Origin of the sequence: Actinomycetospora atypica (assembly GCF_042653685.1) — a bacterium.
GTDB lineage: Bacteria > Actinomycetota > Actinomycetes > Mycobacteriales > Pseudonocardiaceae > Actinomycetospora > Actinomycetospora atypica.
This window is the reverse complement of record NZ_JBHSIV010000002.1, coordinates 17,810-41,783: the sequence shown is the minus strand read 5'-3', so window position 1 is coordinate 41,783 and position 23,974 is coordinate 17,810. Positions and strand designations below refer to the sequence as shown.

The following is a 23,974-nucleotide window of genomic DNA, read 5'->3' as shown; positions in this document are numbered from 1 at the left end:
AGGACATCGCGTGGTTCCGCCTGAGTGCTCACCCGCGGGTGGTCACCGACATCTACGGTCGCCGTGCCGCACGGGGTGGATCAGCGGCCGGTCGCCGCGCGGTCCACCTCGAGCGGGTCGAGGAGCGCTCCGTCGTCGTCGAGCCGGCCCTGCGCCGTCCGCGTCGACTTGACGGGGACGGGCGGCTCCAGCCCGGCGACGGATCGCAGCGCACTCACCACGTCGTCGGGTCGTACAGCCGGCGTGGTGTGCCGTACGACCGCCGACAGTGTCCCACACACCGCCGTCCGTGCACGCGCGTGCGGGTCGGCGAGCGTGATCTGGCGTGTCGGCGTCCCGTCGTACCCTGCTCGGCCATCGTCCGGGTGACGCTCGTCGGGACGGTTCGTGACGGCGTCCGCGGTGAGTCGCACGAGGGCCGAGCGCACGTCCAGCGTGCGCATCCCGTTCTTGGTCATCCGCTCGACCTCGACGACCTCGGTGGCCAGCACCTGCTCCACCGCGGCCGCCAGGGCGTCGGGCTCCACCCCGGGGAACTCGATGCGCCACTCGCTGCCGTCGATCCGGTCGGCGAGCGCGCCGGGACCCGAGCGCACCACGTCCAGCACGACGAGGCCCTCGGGCAGCACCGCGTCGACCTCGCGCCGGAGGTCGTCCGGGTCGATGTCGACCGTGAGCCCGATCTCGACGAACTCCGCCTCGCTGGCCGCGCCCGTCGGCGCCGCGCCGATCCACGAGAGCCGCGGGTGCGGGCTGAACCCGTGGGACAGCGACACCGGCACCCCCGCCCGGCGCAGGGCCCACTCCATCGCCCGGGCGACGTCGCGGTGCGAGCTGAACCGGGCGCGCCCGCGCTTGGCGAAGCGCACCCGGACCTTGGAGACGGTCGGGGCCGACGGGTGCGCGGCCTCGCCCTTGAACGTCACGACTGCAGCCTGGGGTTGTGCACCGGCGTCGACGTGCGCGTCTCCACCGGGGTCAGCGGCAGCGACCGGCCGGGGGCCATCGGGCCCGCCGTCGGGCCGATCTGGATCTCGGTGCCCATCTGCGGGCAGACGCCGCAGTCGAAGCACGGCGTCCAGCGGCAGTCGTCCTGCTCCCGGGAGTCGAGCGCGTCCTGCCAGTCGTCCCAGAGCCACCCGCGGTCGAGACCCGAGTCGAGGTGGTCCCAGGGCAGGACCTCGTGCTGGTCGCGCTCGCGGGTGGTGAACCAGAACAGGTCGACCCCGGTCGGCGCGAGCTGCTCGGCCGCGGCCCGCTCCCACCGCTCGAACGAGAAGTACTCGCTCCAGCCGTCGAAGTGCCCGCCGTCGCGCCACACCGCCTCGATCACGGCCCCGACCCGCCGGTCGCCGCGCGAGAGCAGTCCCTCGATCAGCGAGGGCTGCCCGTCGTGGTAGCGCAACCCGATGTTGCGCCCGAGCGACTTCTCCGAGTTGATGCCCTCCCGGAGCTTCCGCAGCCGGGAGTCGACGACCTCGGGGGCCGTCTGCGCGGCCCACTGGAACGGGGTGTGCGGCTTGGGGACGAACGCGCCGATCGACACCGTCGTCCGCACGTCGCCCCGCCCGGACGCCCGGCGGCCCGCCCGGACGACCTCGTGGGCCATCGTCGCGATCTGCATGACGTCCTCGTCGGTCTCCGTGGGGAGCCCGCACATGAAGTAGAGCTTCACCTGCCGCCAGCCGTGCTCGTAGGCGGTCGAGACGGTCCTGATGAGCTCCTCCTCGGAGACCATCTTGTTGATCACGCGCCGCAGCCGCTCGGAGCCGCCCTCGGGGGCGAACGTCAGGCCCGACCGGCGCCCGGAGCGGGTGAGCTCCTCGGCGAGGTCGACGTTGAACGCGTCGACCCGGGTGGAGGGCAGCGAGAGGCCCGTCCCGGTGCCCTCGTAGCGGTCGGCGAGGCCCTTGGCGATGTCGCCGATCTCCGAGTGGTCGGCGCTGGAGAGCGAGAGCAGGCCGACCTCGGAGTAGCCCGAGGCCTCGAGCCCCGTCTCGATCATCTGCGAGATGCCCTGCTTCGACCGCTCCCGCACCGGGCGGGTGATCATCCCGGCCTGGCAGAAGCGGCAGCCCCGCGTACAGCCGCGGAAGATCTCGACGCTCATCCGCTCGTGGACGGTCTCGGCCATCGGGACGAGCGGCTTCTTCGGGTAGGCCCAGTCGTCGAGGTCGCTCGTCGTGCGCTTGTGCACGCGTGCCGGGGCGGCCGGCGAGACCGGGCGCAGGGCGGCGATCGTCCCGTCCGCCCGGTAGTCGACCGCGTAGAGCGCCGGGACGTAGACCCCGGGGACGCCCGCGAGCCGCTCGAGCGTCGTCCACCGGTCGAGGCCCTCGGCCTTCGCGGCCTTGACGACCTCGGTGATGTCCCCGACGACCTCCTCGCCGTCGCCCAGCGCGACGAGGTCGACGAAGTCGGCGATCGGCTCGGGGTTGAAGGCCGCGTGGCCGCCGGCGAGCACGAACGGGTGGTCGAGCGTCCGGTCGGCCGCGTGCAGCGGGATCCCGGCCAGGTCGAGGATCTCGAGGAGGTTCGTGTAGCCGAGCTCGGTGGCGAACGAGACCCCGAGGACGTCGAAGGCCGCCACCGGGCGGTGCCCGTCGACGGTGAACTGCGGGACGCCGTGCTCGCGCATGAGCGCCGCGAGATCGGGCCACACGGCGTAGGTGCGCTCGGCGAGCGCGTCGGGCCGCTCGTTGAGGACCTCGTAGAGGATCATGAGGCCCTGGTTGGGCAGGCCCACCTCGTACGCGTCGGGGTAGCAGAGGGCCCAGTGGACCTCGGCGTCCTCCCACGGGGTCACCGTCGCGTTGCGCTCGCCCCCCACGTACTGCACGGGCTTGCGCACCCGGGGCAGCAGGGGCTCCAGGCGGTCCCACACGGACGCGGTCGACACGGTGGACGCGGTCATGGTCCTCCAGGCTAGACGCCGTCACGAACCACACCCACGACCCGGCCGAACTCGGCCCCGTGGAACGACACGTGGCGGCGGGCGACATCCGGCTCTGCACGACGACGACCGGGGACCCGGCCGACCCGACGGTCCTGCTCGTCATGGGCCTCGGCCTGAGCTACGACTGGTGGCGCGAGGACTTCTGCGACGCCCTCGCCGGCCGCGGCCTGCACGTCGTCCGCTTCGACAACCGCGACGTCGGCCGGTCCACGCACCTCACCGGGCCCGGCATCTCGCCCTGGGGGTTCCTGACGAGGCGCGCGCGTCCCGTCTACACGCTCGGGGACATGGCCGACGACGCCGCGGCCGTCATCGACGCCCACGGCGGCACCGCGCACGTGGTCGGCGCCTCGCTCGGCGCGATGGTGGCCCAGGAGGTCGCGATCCGGCACCCGGGCCGCACGCTCTCGCTGACCTCGATCATGGGCCGCCCCGGCGACGGCCGGACCGGGAAGGTCTCCTGGCGCCGCGTGCCCGACTTCCTCCGCCCGCCCGCGGCCGACCCCGTCGAGGACATGGTCCGCAGCTTCCGGCGGATCGGGTCGGTCTCCCGCACCGCGGAGGACGACGAGGACGTCCGCACGACGATGCGTCGGGCGGCCGGCAGGGAGGCGACCGTCCCCCACGACGGGCAGGGCGGCGGCCGTCAGCTGGCCGCCTGCGTGGCCGAGCGCGACCGCACGGCCGACCTGCGGGCCCTGACGATGCCGGCGCTCGTCGTGCACGGTGACGCCGACACGGTCATCCGCCCCTCGGGTGGGCGCGCCACCGCCGCGGCCGTCCCCGGCGCCGAACTGCTCGAGCTGCCGGGGATGGGCCACGACCTCGCCCGCGCGACCTGGCCCGCCGTGATCGACGGGATCGCGCGGACGGTCGGGAGGTCTAGCCGAACCAGAGCTTGATCTCGCGCTCGGCCGACTCCGGGGAGTCCGAGCCGTGCACGATGTTCGAGCCCGTCTCCAGCGCCAGGTCCCCGCGCAGCGAGCCGGGGGTGGCCTTCTCCACCGGGTCGGTGCCGCCCGCGATCTGGCGGAACGCCGCGATCGCCCGCGGGCCCTCGACCACCATCGCGGCCACCTTGCCCGAGGTGATGAACTCGATGAGCTCCCCGAAGAACGGGCGCTCGGAGTGCTCGGCGTAGTGCTGCTCGGCCACCGACCGCTCGACGTCCTTCAGCTCGAGGGACGCCAGGCGCAGCCCCTTGCGCTCGATCCGCGAGATGACCTCGCCGACCAGACCGCGCTGCACGCCGTCCGGCTTCACCAACACCAGGGTGCGCTCGTCGGACACGGCGCTCCTCTCCTCGTACGCTTCGATCAGGCCTCGACGAGCCTACTGAGACCCCCGTCGCACGTTCCGTCCCCCTCCGGCGCCGGTGGGAGGCGGGGTGCGGTGGGCGATCCCGCCCGCGGCGGCGGGTCCCACCGCTCGAGCGAGCGCCGGAGCCAGGTGACGACGCCGTCGACGGGCGCCGTCACCCCGGTCTCGAGCAGCTGCCACCCGATCTCCCGGGCCCGGCGGGCCGTCCCGGGTTGTGCGGTGAGGCCCGTGCGGGCCTCCGGCCACGCGAGGGGCAGGTCGGCGACGCGGGCGCCGTCGGCATCGAGGAGCCGCTGATCGACCCGCGGGACCGGGACTCCCCGGGCGAGGAGCCGGACCCGGCGGCGGGACTGCGCCGCGCCCCGACTCCGGGGGTCGACCTGGACGAGCACCGGCTCCACCGCCAGGACGTCCCGCTGCCCGGGGTGGGCCGCCACGATCGCCCGGACGTCGTCCAGCGGGAGCCCGGTCCTGGCGGCCAGGGCGTCGATCGCGACGACCGCCTCGCCGCGCGGCAGCCACCGGGCCAGGTCGAACGCGGTGCGCGCGGGGGTCGTACACCGGACGCCGGACCGGCGTGGCGCCACCTCCTCGTCCGGCAGGTCGACGCGGTGGAGGCGCAGCCCGGGACTGGTCCGCCGCCCGCCGGCGCCCACGGCCAGGTCCACCGTCACGTCGTCCGGGTCGGCCTCCGCGTCCCAGAGGCCGGCGGCGGCGTGGCCCATGACCACCGCGTCCGGGTGCAGGAGCACGGCCCCGGCCGCGCGCACGGCCATCGTCACGACGACGTCGCGGTCGACGGAGACGCCCGGGAAGAGCCGGTGGAACCGGCCGTCGACGAGGTGGTGCCGCGTGAGCGCGCCGGACCGGACGAGGTCGGTGTGGCGGAAGGGTTGGCGGAGGTCCATGTCGTGTGGACTGCCGCGCTGCCGGAACGGTTCCACCTTCTCGCCGCTAGGCAGTTGATCATGTCGAGCGCGACGTCGCGCTCGCCATGATCAACTGCCTAGCGATCCGAGGTACCCCTGAACGGTCGGGCGCCCCCGCTACTCCGACGAGGCGTACCAGGCCTCCTGGCGCCGGATGACCTCGCGGCGCATCCAGAGCATGAGCCCCCAGACGAGGCAGAAGAGGGCACCGAGGAGGCCGAGGGAGGGCGAGAGCACCCAGCCCAGCAGCATGAGCACCTGCAGGCCCACGGCGAACCGCAGGCCCCACGGCTTCAGGATCACGACGCAGCCGACGATCATCCCGACGGTCAGCACGACGACGAGGGCGAGCTTGAGCGGCGTGATGCCGCCCTCGACGTAGTTCATCACCGGGAGCACCAGCGGCACCGCGATGGCCTCGAGGACCAGGCAGGCCGAGGCCGGGCCGCGGAAGGCGCGGCGGGGGTCGGGCGGGAGCTGCACGTCGGGTCCGGGCTCGGTGCTCATGCCGGCTCACCCCCGAGCAGCGTCCGGGCCTCGCCCGCGGCCACGACCGATCCGATCACGAGCACTCCCCCACCGGCCACCGACTCCTCGTCGTCGGAGGTCTCCTCGGCCATCGAGATCGCGGTCTCCAGCGCTGCGTCCATGCGGGTCTCGACCACCACGCGGTCGGCACCGAACCGCCCGACCGCGAGCCCGCCGAGCTCGTCGGGATCCATCGCGCGGGGCGAGCCCATGCCGGTCACGACGATCTCGTCGAGGATCGGCTCCAGGGACTCCAGGATGCCGTCGGCGTCCTTGTCCCCCATCACCGCGACGACCCCGACGAGGCGCCGGAACGAGAACTCCGCCCGGACCGCGGCCGCCGCGGCGGCCGCCCCGTGCGGGTTGTGCGCCGCGTCGACGATCACGGTGGGCGCCGAGCGCATCCGCTCGAGCCGGCCGGGCACCCGGACGGCGGCGAAGGCGTCGCGCACGGCGTCGATGTCGAGCCGCCGGGACGACCCGGCGCCGAAGAAGGCCTCGACGGACGCGAGGGCGAGCGCGGCGTTGCCGGCCTGGTGCTCGCCGAAGAGCGGCAGGTAGATGTCGTCGTACTCGCCGCCGAGGCCCTGCAGGCGCAGCTGCTGCCCGCCGACGGCCACCGAGCGCTCCAGCACGCCGAACTCGACGCCCGAGCGGGCGACCTCGGCGTCGACCTCCACGGCGCGCTCGAGGAGCACCTGGGCCACCTCGGGGGTCTGCTGCGCGAGGAGCGCCACCGACCCGGGCTTGATGATCCCGGCCTTCTCCTTCGCGATCTCCTCGATGGTGTCGCCGAGGTAGGCCATGTGGTCCATGCCGATCGGCGTGATGGCGGCGACGGCCGCGTCGGCGACGTTCGTGGCGTCCCAGGACCCGCCGAGGCCGGTCTCGAGGACGGCCACGTCGACGGGGGCGTCGGCGAAGGCCGCGAACGCCATGGCGGTGAGCACCTCGAACTTGGAGCAGTGCACGCCGTCGACGGCGTCGCGGGCCCGGTCGACCACGCCGACGAACGGCGCGATCTCCTGCCAGGTCTCGACGTAGCGGCGGGCGGAGACCGGGCGACCGTCGATCGCGATCCGCTCGGTGACCTGCTGCAGGTGCGGGCTGGTGTAGCGGCCCGTGCGCGGCCCGATGCGGGTGAGCAGCGCGTCGATCATCCGCGTCACCGAGGACTTGCCGTTGGTGCCGGCCACGTGCACCACCGGGTAGGAGCGCTGGGGCTCGCCGAGCACGTCGCAGAGCGCGCGGATGCGCTCGAGCGAGGGCTCGATCCGCGTCTCGGGCCACCGCTGGTCGAGCACCGCCTCGACCTCGCGCAGGCGGGCGAGGTCCTCGGGGGTGTCGTGGTCGGCCTCGGGCACCCAGTCGGGATCGGGGCCCGTGCGCACCATGGCGTCGGTCATCGCCGCGCCGCCGGGGGTGGCGTCACCCCCGGCGGCGGCGAGCAGGTGGGCGATCTCGTCGACGTCGGGGTCGCCCGCGGCGTCGGTCTCCGGGGAGGAGTACCCGTCGGGGTCGGCCCAGGGCTGGTAGCGCATCGACACCGATCCTACGGCCGGACCGGGCGGGGCCTCAGAACAGCGCCGGGACCTTGATCACGAGCTGCCACACGCCGTAGAGGAACGGGACCAGCACCCACAGCCACGCCAGGACCGTGAGCACGGTCCGGCCACCACCGCTCGTCGCCTCGGTCATCGCGCCGCCTCCTCACGCACCGGGGACCCGGCGCTGACGTAGTGCTTCGGGTCGACCGGCTTGACCAGCTCGTTGGCGACGAAGCCGACCACGAGCAGACCGATCATGATGATGAACGAGATGCTGTACTTCGCCGGACCCTCGATGTCGCTCCGGGCGTCGACGATCGCGTTCACCACGAGCGGACCGAGCACCCCGGCGGCCGACCACGCCGTGAGCAGCCGGCCGTGGATGGCGCCGACCTGGTAGGTACCGAAGAGGTCCTTCAGGTACGCGGGGATCGTCGCGAAGCCGGCGCCGTAGAAGGACAGGATCAGCAGCGAGGCGAGGAGGAAGACGAGCTTGTTCCCCTCGCCGACCGTGAGGATCAGCAGGTAGAGCAGGGCGCCGACGCCGAGGTACATCCGGTAGATGTTCTTGCGCCCGACGACGTCGGACGTCGACGACCAGACGAACCGTCCGAGCATGTTCGCCAGCGACAGGATCGCCACGAACGCCGCCGCCGCACCGGCGATCAGCTGGGCCGGGCCCGTCGTCGAGAAGAAGTCCTTGTAGATGTCGTTCGCGCGCTCGAGCAGGCCGATCCCGGCCGTGACGTTGAAGCACAGGATGATCCACAGCAGCCAGAACTGCGGGAGCCGGACCGCGGTCTTCGCGGAGACCGCCAGGTCGTCCCGCGCGGCCTGCTTGGCCTGCTGCGGGGCGTTCGGCGGGGACCAGTCGTCGGCGGGCACGCGGATCAGCAGCCAGCCGACGGACATGAAGATCGCGTAGCCGACGCCCATGACGGCGAACGTCGAGGCGAGGCCGCCGGACGACGTCCCGAAGGCGGCCAGCAGGTTCGTCTCGATCGGCGAGGCGATGAGCGCGCCGCCGCCGAAGCCCATGATCGCGATGCCCGTGGCCATGCCCGGCCGGTCGGAGAACCACTTCATGAGGGTGGAGACCGGCGAGATGTAGCCGATGCCGAGCCCGATCCCGCCGAGGAACCCGTACCCGACGACGACCAGCCAGTACTGCTCGAGCGCGAGGCCCAGGGCGGAGACCAGGAAGCCGCTGGAGAAGAAGATCGTGGAGACGAACATCGCCCACCGCGGCCCGCGCTTCTCCACGGTCGTCCCGACGATCGCGGCGGAGAGACCGAGCATGATGATCGCGAGCTGGAAGGGCAGCGCGGTCGCCGTCCCGGACAGCTGCAGTCCGCTCCCGAGCCCGGTCTTGAGCACGCTCCAGGCGTAGGCCTGCCCGATGGACAGGTGCACCGCGAGCGCGGCGGGCGGGACGAGCCAGCGACTCCACCCCGGCGGTGCGACGATGGCCGAACGGTCGAGGAACCCCATCGCGACCTCCGTAGGCGCAACCGTGTGTGACGGGCGTAGGACCGGGTGACTATGTCACCGCTGTCCGTTGTCCACCATTCGAGGCGAGGTGTAACTCATGGGCAGGGTGACCGTTCGACGACCAGTCGTCCGTGTACGGGAGCAGGGGGTGTCCCGCCGGCCCGACGCGCTCGCGGCCGAGGAGCCCCTGGAGATCCGCGTCGACGGGAAGTCGTTGGCGGTGACGATGCGGACCCCGGGCCACGACGTCGAGCTCGCGCACGGGTTCCTGCTCACCGAGGGGGTCATCACCTCGGTCGACGACATCGCGACGGCCCGGTACTGCGACTCGCTCGACGACGCCGGGCGCAACACCTACAACGTGCTCGACCTGGCGCTCGCCCCCGGCGTGGCCCCGCCGGACGACTCGGTGGAGCGGCGCTTCTACACCACCTCGAGCTGCGGGGTGTGCGGCAAGGCCTCCCTCGACGCGGTCCGCACCCGCACCGTCTTCTCCCCCGCGGACGACCCGGTGGAGATCCCGGCCGAGGTGCTCTTCACGCTGCCCGACGCCCTCCGGGCCGCCCAGAAGGTCTTCGACTCCACGGGCGGCCTGCACGGGGCGGGGCTGTTCACCGCCGACGGCGCGCTCCTCTGCGTGCGGGAGGACGTCGGGCGGCACAACGCCGTCGACAAGGTCCTCGGCCACGCCCTGCTCTCCGGCGCCGTCCCCGCCACCGGGACCGTCCTCATGGTCTCCGGTCGGGCGTCGTTCGAGCTCACCCAGAAGGCCGTGATGGCCGGCGTCCCGGCGCTGGCGGCGGTGTCGGCGCCCTCGTCGCTGGCCGCCGAGATGGCCGAGGACACGGGCATGACCCTGATCGGCTTCCTGCGTGGCCGCTCGATGAACATCTACGCCGGGGCCTCCCGCGTGACCGGTCTCGGGGCCGACGCCGGGTAACGTCGCACGCCCGGGAGGCCGATACGCGGCCGTGGGTCGGGTCGAGAGGAGCGGGCGGTGACGGGCCAGCAGCGGGTCAGCCGGCGCGGACTGCTCATCGGCGGCGGGATCGCCGTCGGCACCGCCGCGGTCGCCGCCGTCGGCACCACGCTGGCCGGCGCGGTGGAGACGCCCGCCCCGGTCCCCCAGCGGGTCCCGGCCGCCCCCCGCGTCGCGAAGGCCCCCGACGCCGCCGTGTCCGTGGAGTGGGTGCGCTCGGCGGCCCGCAACCGGTCGGTGCGCCTCGTGGTGACCTCGCCCGCCGGCGCCGACCGGGCCGACCTCCCGCTGTGCGTCGGGCTGCACGGCCTAGGCGGCAACGCCCTGTGGTGGGGCGACCCGGGCATGCGGCGCTACCTCGGGGCCGCGTGGGCGTCCGGGGTGCCGCCGTTCGCGGTGGCCGCCCTCGACGGCGGCGACAACTACTGGCACCCGTTCCGCCCCAACGACGACCCGATGCGGATGCTGCTCGACGAGCTGCCCGGCTGGATGGCCGAGCGCGGGGTCGCGGCGCCCACGGCGGGCGTGCCGACGCTCGCGGCCGGCGTGTCCATGGGCGGGGCCGGCGCGTTGATGTACGCCCGAGCGCGGGGGCAGCGCGGGGCGCCCGTGAAGGCCGTGGCCGCGATGTCGCCGGGCCTGTTCGTCGACTGGCGGGTCGCCGCCACGCGCCCCTTCGCGGGGCCGGCCGACTGGGCCGCCAACGACCCGCTGCGCTTCTACCCCGAGCTGGCCGGCACCCCCACCGGCATCTGGTGCGGCGACCGCGACTCGTTCGCCGAGCCCGTGCGCCGCTACATCGCGCTGGCGCGCCCGCAGTACTCGCGGATCAGCCCCGGGCGCCACGACGGCGCCTACTACGCGACGATCCTGCCGCAGGTCATCGCGTTCCTCGGCCAGCACGTGGCCCCGGCGCCGGCGACCCTGCCGGTCGCCCCGTGGCGCACGGCGTTCCCGCACCTCTAGGGCCCCTCACGACCACCGGCACCTGAGGCGTCCAACCCCGGTGGGTCGGGGATGCCTCAGGTGCCGGTGGTCGTGCAGGAGAAGACCGGGTCGGTCAGGCCGACTTGTCGCGACGCTCCCGGCGGGCCGGCTGGCGGGGGACGATCGTCGGGTTGACGTTGTCCTTCACCGTCTGCTCGGTGACGACGACCTTGGCGACGTCGTCCCGGCTCGGGATGTCGTACATGACCGGGTTGAGGACCTCTTCCATGATGGCCCGCAGACCACGCGCGCCGGTGCCGCGCAGGATCGCCTGGTCGGCGATCGCCTCGAGGGACGCCGGGTCGAACTCGAGCTCGACGCCGTCCATCTCGAAGAGCTTCTGGTACTGCTTCACCAGCGCGTTGCGCGGCTCGGTGAGGATCTGGACGAGGCTCGGCTGGTCGAGGTTCGACACCGAGGCCACCACCGGCACGCGGCCGATGAACTCGGGGATCAGCCCGAACTTGATGAGGTCCTCGGGCATGGTGTCGCCGAACGACTCGGCGGACTCCATCTCGGCCTTCGACCGGATGTCGGCGCCGAAGCCGAGGCCGCCCTTGCCGACGCGCTCCGCGATGATCTTCTCGAGGCCGGCGAAGGCGCCCGCCACGATGAAGAGCACGTTGGTGGTGTCGATCTGGATGAACTCCTGGTGCGGGTGCTTGCGCCCGCCCTGGGGCGGCACCGACGCCGTCGTGCCCTCGAGAATCTTCAGCAGGGCCTGCTGGACACCCTCGCCGGAGACGTCGCGCGTGATCGACGGGTTCTCCGACTTGCGGGCGATCTTGTCGACCTCGTCGATGTAGATGATGCCGGTCTCGGCACGCTTCACGTCGTAGTCGGCGGCCTGGATCAGCTTCAGCAGGATGTTCTCGACGTCCTCGCCGACGTAGCCCGCCTCGGTGAGCGCCGTCGCGTCCGCGATGGCGAACGGGACGTTCAGCAGCTTCGCGAGCGTCTGCGCGAGGTAGGTCTTCCCACAGCCGGTGGGGCCGAGCATGAGGATGTTCGACTTCGCCAGCTCGACGACGTCCTCCCGGGAGTTCTCCCGGTTCTTCTCCCCCGCCTGCACCCGCTTGTAGTGGTTGTAGACGGCGACGGACAGCGTCTTCTTGGTGGCGTCCTGGCCGATCACGTACTGGTCGAGGAACTCGTGGATCTCGGTCGGCTTCGGCAGCTCGTCGAGCTTGACCTCACCCGCCTCGGCGAGCTCCTCCTCGATGATCTCGTTGCACAGGTCGATGCACTCGTCGCAGATGTACACACCTGGCCCGGCGATGAGCTTCTTGACCTGCTTCTGGCTCTTTCCGCAGAACGAGCACTTCAGCAGGTCCCCGCCGTCACCGATGCGTGCCATCGCAGCAGACCTTTGTCCCATCCGGCGCACCCGGACGGTGCGCGCTGTCGTGATTGACCGTACCCGCCCACCTGCCCTGTCGGGGAGGTGTCGGGGAGTGCGGCGATCCTGCTGGTCGAGTCCGTGCCGTGGGCGGCGACGCGCCGCCCCGGCCGGGCGACACGGTGGGCGGACGCTCGGTCGCGCCCACCGTGTCGACCGGAATCGCTAGCGGCCGGCGGAGAGCTTCCGGCTCGCGACGACGTCGTCGATGAGGCCGTACTCCTTGGCCTCCGCCGCCGTCAGGATCATGTCGCGCTCGATGTCCTTGCGGACCTGCTCGGGCGTGCGGCTCGAGTGGCTGGCCAGCGTGGTCTCGAGCAGCCGCCGCATGCGGGTGATCTCGTTGGCCTGGATCTCCAGGTCGGAGGCCTGCCCGTAGAAGCCCTCGGTGGCCGGCTGGTGGATCATGACCCGCGCGTTCGGCACGGCCAGGCGCTTGCCCGGGGTGCCGGCGGCGAGCACGACGGCCGCGGCCGAGGCCGCCTGCCCGAGGCAGACGGTCGCGATGTCGGGGCGGACGTACTGCATCGTGTCGTAGATCGCCATCAGCGCGGTGAACGAGCCGCCGGGCGAGTTGATGTACATGGTGATGTCGCGGTCGGGGTCGTTGGACTCCAGGAACAGCAACTGCGCCATGACGTCGTTCGCCGACGCGTCGTCGATCTGCACCCCGAGGAAGATGATGCGTTCCTCGAAGAGCTTGTTGTAGGGGTTGGACTCCTTGACGCCGTAGCTCGTCCGCTCGACGAACGACGGCAGGATGTAGCGCGCCTCGGGCGAGGCCGCGGCGCGGCCACCGGGCTGGTAGAGCTCACTCATCGCGATCTCCTCAGGCACTCGTGCCGTTGCCGTTGCCGTTCGCCCGCGAATCGCTCGAGCGGGTGACGACGTGGTCGATGAAGCCGTACTCGAGGGCCTCGTACGGGTCGAACCAGCGGTCGCGGTCGGAGTCCTCGGTGATCTGGTCGAACGACTGGCCCGTGTGCTCGGCGATCAGCTCCGCGAGCTGGCGCTTGAGCTTGCGCAGCGACTCCGCGCGGATCGTGATGTCGGTTTCCGTGCCGCCGAGGCCGCCGGAGGGCTGGTGCATCATGATCTGCGCGTGCGGCAGGGCGAGGCGCTTGCCCCGGGCCCCCGCCGAGAGCAGGAACTGCCCCATCGACGCCGCGAGGCCCATGGCCACCGTGGAGACGTCGGGCTCGATCCACTGCATCGTGTCGTAGATCGCCATGCCCGCCGACACCGAGCCGCCGGGCGAGTTGATGTAGAGCGTGATGTCGCTGGCCGGGTCCTCCGCGGAGAGCAACAGCAGCTGCGCCGAGATCTGGTTGGCGATGGTGTCGTTGACCTCCTGACCGAGGACCACGATGCGCTCCCGCAGGAGGCGCTCGTAGACCGAGTCGTTGAGGTTCATCGCCCCGCCGGCGGAACGCATGACCGCCCCGGACGGGTCGGAGAGGTGCTGACTCACCTGTCCCTGCTTTCCTCGTGAATAGGTGTCATCGGACGGGGCCGGCGGGGTTCCGCCGGGCCTCGTCGGCTGCCATCGACACTAACGATCGCCGGGCCCCGGAACGTCCGCCCGAGGGCCGTGTTCGCTGTCGGCACAGCCGCTGCGGCACACGGACCGGCGATCGGGCCGGTCAGGCCTTCGGGGCGCTGGCGGCCGTGTCGGCGTCGGCGACCTCGTCGCCGGAGTCGGACGGGCCGGCGGCGGCGTCGGCCCCCTCGACCACCACGGAGTCCTCGTCCTGGTCGGACCCGGAGGCGACGGTGGCGGTCTCGTCCGCCACCTCCGCCGCGTCCTCGTCGGTGGTGTCGTCCGCCGCGGCGGTCCCGAACAGCTCCGAGAGGTCGACCGGCTCGCCGTCGGGGCCGAGGATCGTCGCCGCCTGGACCACCGACGCGAGCGCCTTGCCGCGCCGCACGTCGGCGAAGATGGCGCCGAGCTGGTTGGCCTGCTGGGCCTGCTGGATGTAGTCCTCGGGGCTGATGCCGAAGCGCTGCGCCTGCATGAAGATGCGCTCCATCAGCTCCTGCTGGTCGACCTGGACCTCGCCCTTCTCGGCGACCTCGTCCAGCAGCAGCTGGGTGCGCACGGCCTGCTCGGCCGTGGTGCGCAGCTCGGTGTCGAACTCCTCGCGGGTCTGGCCCTGCGACTCGACGTAGGCGGTGAGCTTGTCCTCGTCGTGGTCGAACTCGTGGACGGCCTCGTGGGCGCGCACCTCGACCTCGGAGTCGACGACGCCCTGGGGCGCCGGGACGTCGGTGGCCTCGAGCAGCGCCTCGAGGACCTTGTCGCGGGCCTGGCCGGCCTGCTCCATCTTCTTGACCCGCCCGTGGCGCTCCCGCAGGTCGGCCTTCAGCTCGTCGAGCGTGTCGAACTCGCTCGCGAGCTGGGCGAACTCGTCGTCGGCCTCGGGGAGCTGGCGCTCCTTCACCGTCTGCACGGTGACGGTCACCTCCGCCTCCTGGCCGGCGTGGTCGCCGGCGACGAGGGTGGTGGTGAAGTTCTTGGTCTCGCCCGCGGACATCCCGACGAGGGCGTCGTCGAGACCGTCGATCAGCTCGCCGGCGCCGACCTGGTGGCTCATCCCTGAGGTCTGGGCCTCCTCGACGGCCTCGCCGTCGACCGTGGCCGACAGGTCCATCACCACGAAGTCGTCCTTCGCGGCGGGACGCTGCACGCCGGTGAGCGTGCCGAAGCGGGCCTGGAGACCCTTGAGCTGGTCGTCCACGTCCTCGTCGGTGACCTCGGCGGCGTCGACCGACACCGAGATCGTCGAGAAGTCGGGCAGCTCGATCGAGGGACGGACGTCGACCTCGGCGGTGAAGGCGATCTTGTCGCCGTCCTCGATCGAGGTCACCTCGATCTCGGGCTGGCCCAGCGGGTTGATCTCGGCCTCGCCGACGGCCTCGCCGTACTTCTGCGGGACGGCCGTGTTCACGACCTCCTCGAGGACGACGCCGCGCCCGAGGCGCTGGTCGAGGATGCGGGCCGGGGCCTTCCCGGGGCGGAACCCGGGGACGCGGACCTGCTGGGCGATCTTCTTGTACGCCTGGTCGAAGGTCGGCTTGAGCTCGTCGAACGGGACCTCGACGGCGAGACGGACGCGCGTCGGCGACAGGTGCTCGACGGTGGACTTCACAGCTCGTTCTCCTCCGGGGCGGGACTGCCAACACGGCCCGGGGGAATCCGACGGTGACCCTGCAGGGACCCGCGAGCATCGCGAGGATTCCGCTGCTGTCCTGGCACGGACATCGACACCCGCCCGGGCGTTGGCCGCAGTCTAGACGTGCACCCCGACAGCGCGCGGACGCGGCCCTGACCAGCGCGGACGGTGCCGCCCTAGGGTGGGCGGGTGACCCGGACCGCCCTCGGGCTGGCCGCGCTCGGCCGCCCCTCCTACGTCAACCTCGGCCGCGACGGCGTGCACCGCACCGTCGACGAGCTCCGCGCGCTCACCCACGCCACGCTCGACCTCGCGTGGGAGGCCGGTGTGCGGTGGTTCGACGTCGCCCGCTCCTACGGCCGCGCCGAGGAGTTCCTCGGGACGTGGTTCGCCGAGCGCCCCGGGCGCCGCGAGGAGTGCACGGTGTCCTCGAAGTGGGGCTACCGCTACACCGCCGGCTGGGATCCCGACGCCGAGGTGCACGAGGTCAAGGAGCACACCCTCGCCCACTTCCGCACCCAGTGGGACGAGACCCGGGAGGTGCTCGGGACGCCCGACCTCTACCAGGTGCACTCCCTGACCACCGACTCCCCGCTGTTCGACGACGATGCGCTACTCGGGGCGATGGGCGGGCTGCGCGACGAGGGCGTGCGGCTGGGGTTCTCGACCTCCGGGCCCGACCAGGCGGACGCGGTGCGCCGCGGTCTCGCGCTCGAGGTCGACGGCCGGCCGTTGTTCACTGCGGTGCAGTCGACGTGGAACCTCCTCGAGCCCTCGGTCGGCGACGCGCTGCGCGAGGCCCACGACGACGAGGTGCTCGTCCTGGTCAAGGAGGGGCTCGCGAACGGGCGGCTGGTGGTCGAGGCGCCCGCCGCGCTCCTCGCGGTGGCAGAGCGGCACCGCGTCGGCCCCGACGCGGTGGCGCTCGCGGCCGTCGCGGAGCAGCCCTTCGTCGACGTCGTCCTCTCCGGTGCCGCGGACCCCGACCAGCTGCGCTCCAACCTCACGCCCGTCGTCCTCGCCGAGGACGAGCGCGACCAGCTCGCCGGACTGGCCGTCCCGGCGGCCGACTACTGGGCGCACCGCCGCGCGATGGCCTGGGTCTGACCCGCCCGGGGGGACGGGGCGGGTCGCTGTCGGACCTTTCGGGAACACTGCGGGCCAGCAGTGATCACCGGAGGGGAACGCCCGTGCTGAGCACGTACGACTTCACGAACGTCTACCGCCACGGCCTGGCCCGGGTGGCGGCCGCGACGCTGCACACCGCGCTGGCCGACCCGCCGGCCAACGCCGCGTCCGTGCTGGAGGCGGCCCGCGCCTGCCAGGACGACGGCGCGGTGCTCGTCGTCTACCCCGAGCTCGCGCTCACGGGGTACTCGATCGAGGACCTCCTGCTGCAGGACACGCTGCTCGACTCGGCGGAGGAGGCCCTCGCCACCGTGGTCGAGGGGTCGGCCGATCTCACGCCCGTGCTCGTCGTCGGCGTCCCGCTGCGCCACCGGCACCGGATGTACAACTGCGCGGCGGTCGTCCACCGGGGCCGGGTGCTCGGCGTGGCCCCGAAGTCCTACCTGCCGACCTACCGCGAGTTCTACGAGCGCCGCCAGGCCGCCGCCGGCGACGACCAGGGCGGCACCATCCGGGTCAACGGCACCGACGTGCCGTTCGGGCCCGACCTCCTCTTCACCGCCGACGACGTCCCCGGGTTCGTGCTGCACGCCGAGATCTGCGAGGACATGTTCGTGCCCGTGCCGCCGAGCGCGGAGGCCGCCCTCGCCGGGGCGACGATCCTGGCCAACCTCTCCGGCAGCCCGATCACCGTGGGCCGAGCCGACGACCGGGAGCTGCTCACCCGCTCGGCGAGCGCCCGCTGCGCCGCCGCCTACATCTACGCGGCGGCCGGCGAGGGCGAGTCGACCACCGACCTGTCCTGGGACGGGCAGACCTCGATCCACGAGAACGGGCACCTCCTCGCCCGCACCCCGCGGTTCCCGCAGGGCGCGCAGCACTGCGTCGCCGACGTCGACCTGGCGCTGCTCGCCTCCGAGCGCCTGCGCACCGGCACGTTCGACGACAACCGCCGCCACCACGCCGCGCGCCTCGACACCTGGCGCACCGTCGGGTTCACGCTGAACCCGCCCGACGGCGACCTCGGCCTGCGCCGCGAGGTGGAGCGCTTCCCGTTCGTGCCCGCCGACCCGGCCCGGCTGGAGCAGGACTGCTACGAGGCCTACTCGATCCAGGTCTCGGGGCTCGAGCAGCGGCTGCGGGCGATCGGGAACCCGAAGATCGTCATCGGGGTCTCCGGCGGGCTCGACTCCACCCACGCGCTCATCGTCGCGGCCCGCGCGCTCGACCGGGCCGGGCGCCCCCGCTCCGACATCCTGGCCTTCACGCTGCCCGGCTTCGCCACCGGCGAGCGGACCAAGGGCAACGCGCAGCGGCTGTGCGAGGCGCTCGGGACGACGTTCACCGAGATCGACATCACCGAGTCGGCGCGGACCATGCTGCGCGAGCTCGAGCACCCCTTCGCCCAGGGCGAGCCGGTCTACGACGTGACGTTCGAGAACGTCCAGGCGGGTCTGCGCACCGACTACCTCTTCCGTGCGGCCAACCAGCGCGGCGGGATCGTGCTGGGCACCGGCGACCTCTCCGAGATCGCGCTCGGTTGGTCCACCTACGGCGTCGGCGACCAGATGTCGCACTACAACGTCAACGGCGGGGTGCCGAAGACGCTGATGCAGCACCTGATCCGCTGGGTCATCTCCTCGGAGCAGTTCGACGACGACGTGGCCGACGTGCTCCGCGACGTCCTCGACACCGAGATCACCCCCGAGCTCGTGCCGGCCACCGAGGAGGCGCCGGTCCAGTCGAGCCAGGAGAAGGTGGGCCCCTACAACCTGCAGGACTTCACGCTCTGGCAGGTGCTGCGCCACGGGTCGCGCCCCTCGAAGATCGCGTTCCTCGCGTGGCACGCCTGGCACGACGAGTCCGTCGGCGGCTGGCCCACCGGCTTCCCCGACGACGACCGCGTGGCCTACGACCTCCCCGAGATCCGGCGCTGGCTCGAGGTCTTCGCGTACCGGTTCTTCCAGTTCGCGCAGTTCAAGCGGTCCGCGGTGCCGAACGGACCCAAGGTCTCGTCGGGCGGCGCGCTGTCCCCGCGCGGCGACTGGCGGGCGCCGTCCGACTCCTCGGCGAGGATCTGGCTCGACGAGATCGAGCGGGGGGTCCCCGAGGACTGGCCCTCCCCCGCGAGCTGACACCCGCCTCCGCGCACGGGCGGTCGCCGCGACCCATGCTGGCCCCGTGACCGCGCAGACCCCACCCGCCGACGTCTCCACCCCCGGGGCACGGATCGAGTCGCTCGACGTGCTCCGGGGGTTCGCGCTCTGCGGGATCCTCGCGGTCAACATCATCCAGCAGCTGCTCTGGATCCGGGGCGGCCAGCCGTTCGTCATGCCCACCGCGGTGGGGCTCGTGTTCTTCGAGCGCTTCCTGTCGATCTTCGCGGTGCTGTTCGGCGTCGGCTTCGGGCTGTTCCTCGACCGCGCCGCGTCCCGCAGCGACCGCCCCCGCCTGGTCCTGGCCCGCCGCCTGGCCGTGCTGGCGGTGATCGGGGCGGTCCACCAGTTCTTCCACGTCGGCGAGGCGCTGCTCCCCTACGCGCTCGTCGCGCTCGTCGTCCTGATCCCGCTCTCCTTCGCGGGGCCGCGGGTGTGCCTGGTGGTCGGTCTGGTGGCGATCCTGGTGCTGCCGCAACTCGAGGAGTCCTACGGCCTCACGGTCGGGCTGCTGGTGCTCGGCTTCGGGCTCGCGCGGGTCGGTGTCCCCGAGGGCCTCGACCGCCACCCGGGCCGGGTCGCGGTGGCGCTGGCGGTCACCGCACCGCTCGCCGTCGGCTGGGTGCTGCTCACGCTCTCCGGCGTCCGGTCGATCCAGGTCAACGTGCTCGGGGGCGGGATCGGCGGCACCCAGAACCTCCTGCCGCCGCTGGCCGCCGTCGTCACGGCCACCGCCTACTGCTGCGTCGTCCTCCTGCTGCTGCGCACGCCGGCGGGCCGGGTCCTCGACGCGGTGCTGGCCCCGATGGGGCGGATGGCCCTGACGAACTACCTGGCCGCGACGGTCCTGTTCCTCACGATCGGCCCGCTGCTGGGCATCGACTCGTTCGACGACGGCCCGGCGATCACCGGGCTGACGGTCGGCATCCTCGTGGTGGAGGCGGTCTGGAGTGCACTCTGGCTCCGACGATTCCGCTACGGGCCGGTGGAGTGGGTGTGGCGGTGTCTGACGTGGGGCCACCGTGCCCCGTTCCGCCGGGGTGCGCGGAGCGCCGGTGAGCAGTAATCCGTGTCCAGGCACGGATCACTGCTCACGGGCCTCCGGCACCTACTGGCGCTGCGCGAGCCCCTTGAGGCACCAGTCGCCCTGGACCTGACCGATGACGATCTCCGAGGGCAGCGTCTGGGTCTGGCCCTGGAAGCTCAGCGTCAGGTCGACCGGGGTGCGGGCCTCGGTGTCGATGAACGCGGTCGTCGGGCCGGAGGGCTTCACGGCGCTGATGAGCTGCAGCACCTGCGGGCTGAGCGACGAGACCGCCGCCCCGTCGGGCCCGCGGCACGAGAGCCCGTCGAGCGCCGGGGCGTCCTTGGCCGCGAGGGCGCTGACGATCTCGTTCGCGGTGTCGTCCGGGCTGCCGGGGCCGCCCAGGTAGCCGGGGTAGACGAACGCGCCGAGCAGCAGCGCGACGATCGCGCCGAGCACGAGCCCGCCGGCGAGGCCGAAGAAGAGGCCCTTGCGCAGTTCGCGCTTGTAGGCCTGGTCCTCGGCGTCGGCCCAGGACTCGTCGTCCTCGGCCTCGGGGGCGGCGTGGGCGGCCGGGCGCTCCTGTCCGGGCAGCGTGGCCGCGGGGACGGTCCCACCCTCGGCGGGCGCCGGGCCGTCGTGCGCCGGACTGTCGTACGCCGCGCCGTCGTGCGCCGCGCCGTTGACCGCGGTGCCCCCGCCCGCGGTGTCGTCGTGCGTGCCCTCGGGAGCCCCGGGGGTCGTCTCCGGGGAGGACGTGCCGTCCGTCGGCGTGCCCTCGACCTCGGCGCCGGTGTCGCCGACGCTGGTCCGTCCCTCGGTCATCGCGGGTCCTGTTCCCCTCCATCGCCGTGGCGGCACCCCGACGGGTGCCCCGGCCCGACGATGCCTCATCACGCGGGGGTGTCGACCGGCGGGTCTCCCCCGCGCGAGGACGGGGTCGCGGGGCGGGTCCTCTGGCACAGTTCGGGCGGTGAGCGCACCCGGGCCGAAGGACGTCCTGCACCGGTACCTGACGGAGGGTCGCGAGGCGGTGCTGTGGAAGCTCGAGGGGGTCGGCGAGTACGACGCGCGCCGCCCGCTCACGCCCACCTGTACCAACCTGCTGGGCCTGGTCAAGCACCTCGCGATCGTCGAGTCCGGCTACTTCGGCGAGGTGTTCGACCGGCCGTTCGCCGAGACCGCGGACTGGTTCACGGGCCACCCCGAGCCCGACGCCGACCTGTGGGCGACCGCCGAGGAGTCGCGCGAGGAGATCGTCGGGCTCTACCGGCGCGCCATCGAGCACTCCGACGAGACGATCCGCGAGCTCGACCTCGACGCCCCCGGACGCGTGCCGCACTGGCCCGCCGAGCGCGCCGAGGTGACGCTGCACCAGATCCTCGTGCACATGGCGACCGAGACCCACCGCCACGCGGGGCACGCCGACGTGGCCCGCGAGCTCGTCGACGGGACGGTCGGCCTGCGCCGGGACAACGACAACATGGCGGGGCTCGCGGCGGCCCAGCGCCTCGGTCACCGGGAACGCCTCGAGCGGGTGGCGCGCCGGGCTGCCTCGGACTGAGCCGTGCGGACAGCGCTCGTCGGGCTGGTCCTCGTCCTGGCCGCCTGCTCCCCCTCACCGACCCGGACCGAGGTGCTGCGCGTGCCGTCGGCCGACGCCGCGCTCGACGCGGTCGTCGTGCAGACCGACGCCGGGGCGACCACGTCGTTCGGCTACCTGCTCTCGGTGGTGCCGCACGGGTGCGCGGCGGCGCCGGACCCGGCGCTGCGGGTGGTCGACGCGACCCGCAACCCCGCCGCGGCCGGGCTCGGCGTCCGCTGGACCGGTCCCCGCGCGCTCGTCGTCGAGTTCCTCGACGCCCGCTTCGCCGACCCCCCGACGCCCGTCACGGCGGCCGGGATCACCGTCGACGTCCACCCCGGCGTGCCCGATCCGGCGGCCCCACCCGGCCCGATGCCCCCGACCGGCGTCGTCGGGACCTGCTGACCCTCACGCCCCGACGTAGGCCGCGAGGTGCTCACCGGTGAGGGTGGAGCGGGCGGCGACGAGGTCGGCGGGGGTGCCCTCGAAGACCACCGTCCCGCCGTCGTGCCCGGCGCCCGGGCCGAGGTCGATGATCCAGTCGGCGTGGGCCATGACCGCCTGGTGGTGCTCGATGACGATCACCGACCGGCCGCCGTCGACCAGCCGGTCGAGCAGGCCGAGCAGCTGCTCGACGTCGGCGAGGTGCAGGCCGGTGGTCGGCTCGTCGAGGACGTAGACGCTGCCCTTGTCGCCCATCTGGCTCGCGAGCTTGAGCCGCTGGCGCTCGCCGCCCGAGAGGGTCGTCAGGGGCTGGCCGATCTTGAGGTAGCCCAGGCCGACGTCGACGAGCCGGACGAGGATCTTGTGCGCGGCCGGGAGCTTCCCCTCCCCCTCCCGGAAGAAGGCCTCCGCCTCCGCGACCGACATCCCGAGCACCTCGCTGATGTCGCGGCCGCCGAAGCGGTACTCGAGCACCCCGGCGTCGAACCGCTTGCCCTCGCAGACCACGCAGGTGGTCGCGACCCCCGCCATGATCGCGAGGTCGGTGTAGATGACCCCGGCGCCGTTGCAGTTCGGGCAGGCGCCCTCGGAGTTGGCGCTGAACAGGGCCGGCTTGACGCCGTTCACCTTCGCGAACGCCTTGCGGATCGGCTCGAGCAGCCCGGTGTAGGTGGCCGGGTTGCTGCGCCGCGAGCCCTTGATGGCGCCCTGGTCGATCTCGACGACGCCCTCGCGCCCGGCGACCGACCCGTGGATCAGCGAGCTCTTGCCCGAGCCGGCCACGCCGGTCACCACGACGAGGACCCCGAGCGGCACGTCGACGTCGACGTCACGCAGGTTGTGGCTGTTCGCCCCCCGGATCTCCAGGCTTCCCGACGAGGCCCGCACGGCCGGCTTCGTCGTGGTGCGGTCGTCGAGGTGGCGCCCCGTGAGCGTCCCGCTCGCCCGCAACTCCTCGACGGTCCCCTCGAAGACGATCTCGCCGCCCTCGGAGCCCGCGCCCGGGCCGAGGTCGACCACCCGGTCGGCGATCGCGATGGTCTCCGGCTTGTGCTCGACGACGAGGACCGTGTTGCCCTTGTCGCGCAGCTGGAGCAGGAGCTCGTTCATGCGCGTGATGTCGTGGGGGTGCAGCCCGATCGTCGGCTCGTCGAACACGTAGGTCACGTCGGTGAGCGACGACCCGAGGTGGCGGATCATCTTCGTCCGCTGCGCCTCTCCGCCGGAGAGCGAGCCCGACGGCCGCTCGAGGCTCAGGTAGCCGAGCCCGATCCGCACGAACGAGTCGAGCGTGTGCCGCAGCGTCGTGAGCAGCGGCGCGACGCCCTCGTCGTGGATGCCCGCCACCCACTCGGCGAGGTCGCTGATCTGCATCGCGGAGGCCTCGGCGATGTTGATGCCCCCGATGCGCGACGAGCGCGCGGCCTCGGTGAGGCGGGTGCCGTCGCAGTCGGGGCAGGTGGTGAAGACGACCGCCCGGTCGACGAAGGCCCGGATGTGCGGCTGCATCGCCTCCCGGTCCTTCGAGAGCATCGATTTCTGGATCTTCGGGATGAGGCCCTCGTAGGTCAGGTTGATGCCCTCGACCTGGATCTTCGTGGGCTCCCGGTAGAGCAGGTCGTTCATCTCGCGCTTCGAGTACTCCGCGATCGGCTTCGCGGGGTCGAAGAAGCCGCTGCCCTTGAAGATGCGGCCGAACCAGCCGTCCATGCTGTAGCCGGGGATGGTGAACGGGCCCTCGTCGAGCGACTTGTCCGCGTCGTAGAGGGCCGTGAGGTCGAAGTCGGAGACCGCGCCGCGGCCCTCGCACCGCGGGCACATGCCGCCGGTGATCGAGAACTCGCGGCGCTCCTTGACCTCCCGGCCGCCCTTCTCGACCGTGACCGCCCCGGCCCCGCTGATCGACGCGACGTTGAAGGAGAACGCCTGCGCCGAGCCGATGTGCGGGGTCCCCAGCCGGCTGAACAGGATGCGCAGCATCGCGCCGGCGTCGGTGGCGGTGCCGACCGTGGAGCGCGGGTCGGCGCCGAGGCGCTGCTGGTCGACGATGATCGCGGTGGTCAGCCCGTCGAGGAGGTCGACGTCGGGGCGCGCCAGCGTCGGCATGAAGCCCTGCACGAACGTCGAGTAGGTCTCGTTGATCATCCGCTGCGACTCGGCGGCGATCGTCGCGAACACCAGCGAGCTCTTTCCCGAGCCGGAGACGCCGGTGAACACCGTCAGGCGGCGCTTCGGGAGCTCGAGGCTGACGTCCTTGAGGTTGTTCTCCCGGGCGCCGTGGACGCGGATGAGGTCGTGGACGTCGGCGGCGTGCGTGCTCACTGAAGG

The 23,974-nt window shown here is 72.7% G+C and carries 22 protein-coding genes; 8 read left to right on the top strand and 14 right to left on the bottom strand.

What is annotated here, in order from left to right:
- Window positions 1-80: 80 nt before the first annotated feature.
- Together ACFPBZ_RS01935 and ACFPBZ_RS01930 are read right to left on the bottom strand one after the other, a co-directional pair.
- Entirely contained in the window at window positions 81-926 is an 846-nt protein-coding gene (locus tag ACFPBZ_RS01935; RefSeq protein WP_378034308.1) for a TIGR03936 family radical SAM-associated protein, read from the bottom strand.
- Window positions 923-2,914: a TIGR03960 family B12-binding radical SAM protein gene (locus ACFPBZ_RS01930; RefSeq protein ID WP_378034307.1), complete on the bottom strand. Its 1,992-nt coding sequence runs from the start codon at window positions 2,912-2,914 to the stop codon at window positions 923-925. Before ACFPBZ_RS01930 ends, ACFPBZ_RS01935 begins: the two co-directional genes overlap by 4 nt.
- 59 nt (window positions 2,915-2,973) lie before the next feature.
- Between ACFPBZ_RS01930 and ACFPBZ_RS01925 the strand changes: the two genes are divergently transcribed.
- On the top strand, window positions 2,974-3,858 hold the full coding sequence (locus tag ACFPBZ_RS01925) for an alpha/beta fold hydrolase (protein ID WP_378034306.1): 885 nt from the start codon (window positions 2,974-2,976) through the stop codon (window positions 3,856-3,858).
- On the opposite strand, the gene ndk is transcribed toward ACFPBZ_RS01925, so the two are convergent.
- From ndk to ACFPBZ_RS01895, 6 genes are all read right to left on the bottom strand, one after another.
- The gene (gene ndk / locus ACFPBZ_RS01920) at window positions 3,839-4,246 is read right to left on the bottom strand and encodes a nucleoside-diphosphate kinase (protein ID WP_378034305.1); all 408 of its coding nucleotides are present in this window, start codon (window positions 4,244-4,246) and stop codon (window positions 3,839-3,841) included. The genes ACFPBZ_RS01925 and ndk overlap by 20 nt on opposite strands.
- A 26-nt stretch (window positions 4,247-4,272) precedes the next feature.
- Window positions 4,273-5,184 (bottom strand): hypothetical protein, encoded by a 912-nt coding sequence (locus ACFPBZ_RS01915; protein WP_378034304.1) that lies wholly within the window; start codon window positions 5,182-5,184, stop codon window positions 4,273-4,275.
- 138 nt (window positions 5,185-5,322) lie between these two features.
- The gene (locus ACFPBZ_RS01910) at window positions 5,323-5,712 is read right to left on the bottom strand and encodes a DUF4233 domain-containing protein (protein WP_378034303.1); all 390 of its coding nucleotides are present in this window, start codon (window positions 5,710-5,712) and stop codon (window positions 5,323-5,325) included.
- On the bottom strand, window positions 5,709-7,274 hold the full coding sequence (gene folC / locus ACFPBZ_RS01905; protein WP_378034302.1) for a bifunctional tetrahydrofolate synthase/dihydrofolate synthase: 1,566 nt from the start codon (window positions 7,272-7,274) through the stop codon (window positions 5,709-5,711). The genes ACFPBZ_RS01910 and folC overlap by 4 nt, the downstream gene beginning before the upstream one ends.
- Before the next feature lie 34 nt (window positions 7,275-7,308).
- The gene (locus ACFPBZ_RS01900) at window positions 7,309-7,431 is read right to left on the bottom strand and encodes an MFS transporter small subunit (RefSeq protein WP_378034301.1); all 123 of its coding nucleotides are present in this window, start codon (window positions 7,429-7,431) and stop codon (window positions 7,309-7,311) included.
- On the bottom strand, window positions 7,428-8,771 hold the full coding sequence (locus ACFPBZ_RS01895) for an OFA family MFS transporter (RefSeq protein WP_378034300.1): 1,344 nt from the start codon (window positions 8,769-8,771) through the stop codon (window positions 7,428-7,430). The genes ACFPBZ_RS01900 and ACFPBZ_RS01895 overlap by 4 nt, the downstream gene beginning before the upstream one ends.
- Before the next feature lie 97 nt (window positions 8,772-8,868).
- Between ACFPBZ_RS01895 and fdhD the strand changes: the two genes are divergently transcribed.
- Entirely contained in the window at window positions 8,869-9,711 is an 843-nt protein-coding gene (gene fdhD, locus ACFPBZ_RS01890; RefSeq protein ID WP_378034299.1) for a formate dehydrogenase accessory sulfurtransferase FdhD, read from the top strand.
- A gap of 57 nt (window positions 9,712-9,768) precedes the next feature.
- Window positions 9,769-10,716, top strand: a complete 948-nt coding sequence (locus ACFPBZ_RS01885) for an alpha/beta hydrolase (protein WP_378034298.1) — start codon at window positions 9,769-9,771, stop codon at window positions 10,714-10,716.
- A gap of 94 nt (window positions 10,717-10,810) precedes the next feature.
- Here ACFPBZ_RS01885 and clpX read toward each other — a convergent pair whose 3' ends face one another.
- From clpX to tig, 4 genes are all read right to left on the bottom strand, one after another.
- Window positions 10,811-12,094 (bottom strand): ATP-dependent Clp protease ATP-binding subunit ClpX, encoded by a 1,284-nt coding sequence (gene clpX / locus ACFPBZ_RS01880; protein ID WP_378034297.1) that lies wholly within the window; start codon window positions 12,092-12,094, stop codon window positions 10,811-10,813.
- Window positions 12,095-12,301: 207 nt separating this feature from the next.
- Window positions 12,302-12,955, bottom strand: a complete 654-nt coding sequence (locus ACFPBZ_RS01875; RefSeq protein ID WP_378034296.1) for an ATP-dependent Clp protease proteolytic subunit — start codon at window positions 12,953-12,955, stop codon at window positions 12,302-12,304.
- Between the two features lie 10 nt (window positions 12,956-12,965).
- Window positions 12,966-13,571, bottom strand: coding sequence for an ATP-dependent Clp protease proteolytic subunit (locus ACFPBZ_RS01870; protein WP_378034551.1), 606 nt, complete (start codon window positions 13,569-13,571; stop codon window positions 12,966-12,968).
- A gap of 208 nt (window positions 13,572-13,779) precedes the next feature.
- Window positions 13,780-15,285, bottom strand: coding sequence for a trigger factor (gene tig, locus ACFPBZ_RS01865; RefSeq protein ID WP_378034295.1), 1,506 nt, complete (start codon window positions 15,283-15,285; stop codon window positions 13,780-13,782).
- A 213-nt stretch (window positions 15,286-15,498) separates the two neighbouring features.
- On the opposite strand from tig, the gene ACFPBZ_RS01860 reads away from it, so the two are divergent.
- The 3 genes from ACFPBZ_RS01860 (at window position 15,499) to ACFPBZ_RS01850 (ending at window position 19,659) form a co-directional block, all read left to right on the top strand.
- Window positions 15,499-16,416, top strand: coding sequence for an aldo/keto reductase (locus ACFPBZ_RS01860; protein WP_378034294.1), 918 nt, complete (start codon window positions 15,499-15,501; stop codon window positions 16,414-16,416).
- Window positions 16,417-16,499: 83 nt separating this feature from the next.
- Window positions 16,500-18,572 (top strand): NAD(+) synthase, encoded by a 2,073-nt coding sequence (locus tag ACFPBZ_RS01855; RefSeq protein ID WP_378034293.1) that lies wholly within the window; start codon window positions 16,500-16,502, stop codon window positions 18,570-18,572.
- A gap of 46 nt (window positions 18,573-18,618) precedes the next feature.
- Window positions 18,619-19,659, top strand: a complete 1,041-nt coding sequence (locus ACFPBZ_RS01850) for a DUF418 domain-containing protein (protein ID WP_378034292.1) — start codon at window positions 18,619-18,621, stop codon at window positions 19,657-19,659.
- 42 nt (window positions 19,660-19,701) lie between these two features.
- Here the strand turns inward: ACFPBZ_RS01850 and ACFPBZ_RS01845 are convergent, their stop codons facing one another.
- A complete protein-coding gene (locus ACFPBZ_RS01845) occupies window positions 19,702-20,442 on the bottom strand; it encodes a hypothetical protein (RefSeq protein WP_378034291.1) in 741 nt (246 codons plus the stop codon).
- Window positions 20,443-20,590: 148 nt separating this feature from the next.
- Here ACFPBZ_RS01845 and ACFPBZ_RS01840 point away from each other — a divergent pair, with 148 nt between their 5' ends.
- Window positions 20,591-21,181 carry a DinB family protein gene (locus ACFPBZ_RS01840; RefSeq protein WP_378034290.1) on the top strand — a complete coding sequence of 197 codons (591 nt, stop codon included), beginning with the start codon at window positions 20,591-20,593 and terminating at the stop codon, window positions 21,179-21,181.
- Window positions 21,182-21,184: 3 nt separating this feature from the next.
- Window positions 21,185-21,607, top strand: coding sequence for a hypothetical protein (locus ACFPBZ_RS01835; RefSeq protein WP_378034289.1), 423 nt, complete (start codon window positions 21,185-21,187; stop codon window positions 21,605-21,607).
- Window positions 21,608-21,610: 3 nt separating this feature from the next.
- On the opposite strand, the gene ACFPBZ_RS01830 is transcribed toward ACFPBZ_RS01835, so the two are convergent.
- Window positions 21,611-23,968, bottom strand: coding sequence for an ATP-binding cassette domain-containing protein (locus ACFPBZ_RS01830; RefSeq protein ID WP_378034288.1), 2,358 nt, complete (start codon window positions 23,966-23,968; stop codon window positions 21,611-21,613).
- Between the last annotated feature and the right edge of the window lie 6 nt (window positions 23,969-23,974).

Coding starts and splice junctions, on each gene's coding strand:
- ACFPBZ_RS01930 (WP_378034307.1), bottom strand. CDS start 2,914: ATGACCGCGTCCACCGTGTCGACCGCGTCCGTGTGGGACCGCCTGGAG.
- ACFPBZ_RS01915 (WP_378034304.1), bottom strand. CDS start 5,184: ATGGACCTCCGCCAACCCTTCCGCCACACCGACCTCGTCCGGTCCGGC.
- ACFPBZ_RS01910 (WP_378034303.1), bottom strand. CDS start 5,712: ATGAGCACCGAGCCCGGACCCGACGTGCAGCTCCCGCCCGACCCCCGC.
- folC (WP_378034302.1), bottom strand. CDS start 7,274: ATGCGCTACCAGCCCTGGGCCGACCCCGACGGGTACTCCTCCCCGGAG.
- ACFPBZ_RS01900 (WP_378034301.1), bottom strand. CDS start 7,431: ATGACCGAGGCGACGAGCGGTGGTGGCCGGACCGTGCTCACGGTCCTG.
- ACFPBZ_RS01895 (WP_378034300.1), bottom strand. CDS start 8,771: ATGGGGTTCCTCGACCGTTCGGCCATCGTCGCACCGCCGGGGTGGAGT.
- fdhD (WP_378034299.1), top strand. CDS start 8,869: ATGGGCAGGGTGACCGTTCGACGACCAGTCGTCCGTGTACGGGAGCAG.
- clpX (WP_378034297.1), bottom strand. CDS start 12,094: ATGGCACGCATCGGTGACGGCGGGGACCTGCTGAAGTGCTCGTTCTGC.
- ACFPBZ_RS01875 (WP_378034296.1), bottom strand. CDS start 12,955: ATGAGTGAGCTCTACCAGCCCGGTGGCCGCGCCGCGGCCTCGCCCGAG.
- ACFPBZ_RS01870 (WP_378034551.1), bottom strand. CDS start 13,571: ATGCGTTCCGCCGGCGGGGCGATGAACCTCAACGACTCGGTCTACGAG.
- ACFPBZ_RS01845 (WP_378034291.1), bottom strand. CDS start 20,442: ATGACCGAGGGACGGACCAGCGTCGGCGACACCGGCGCCGAGGTCGAG.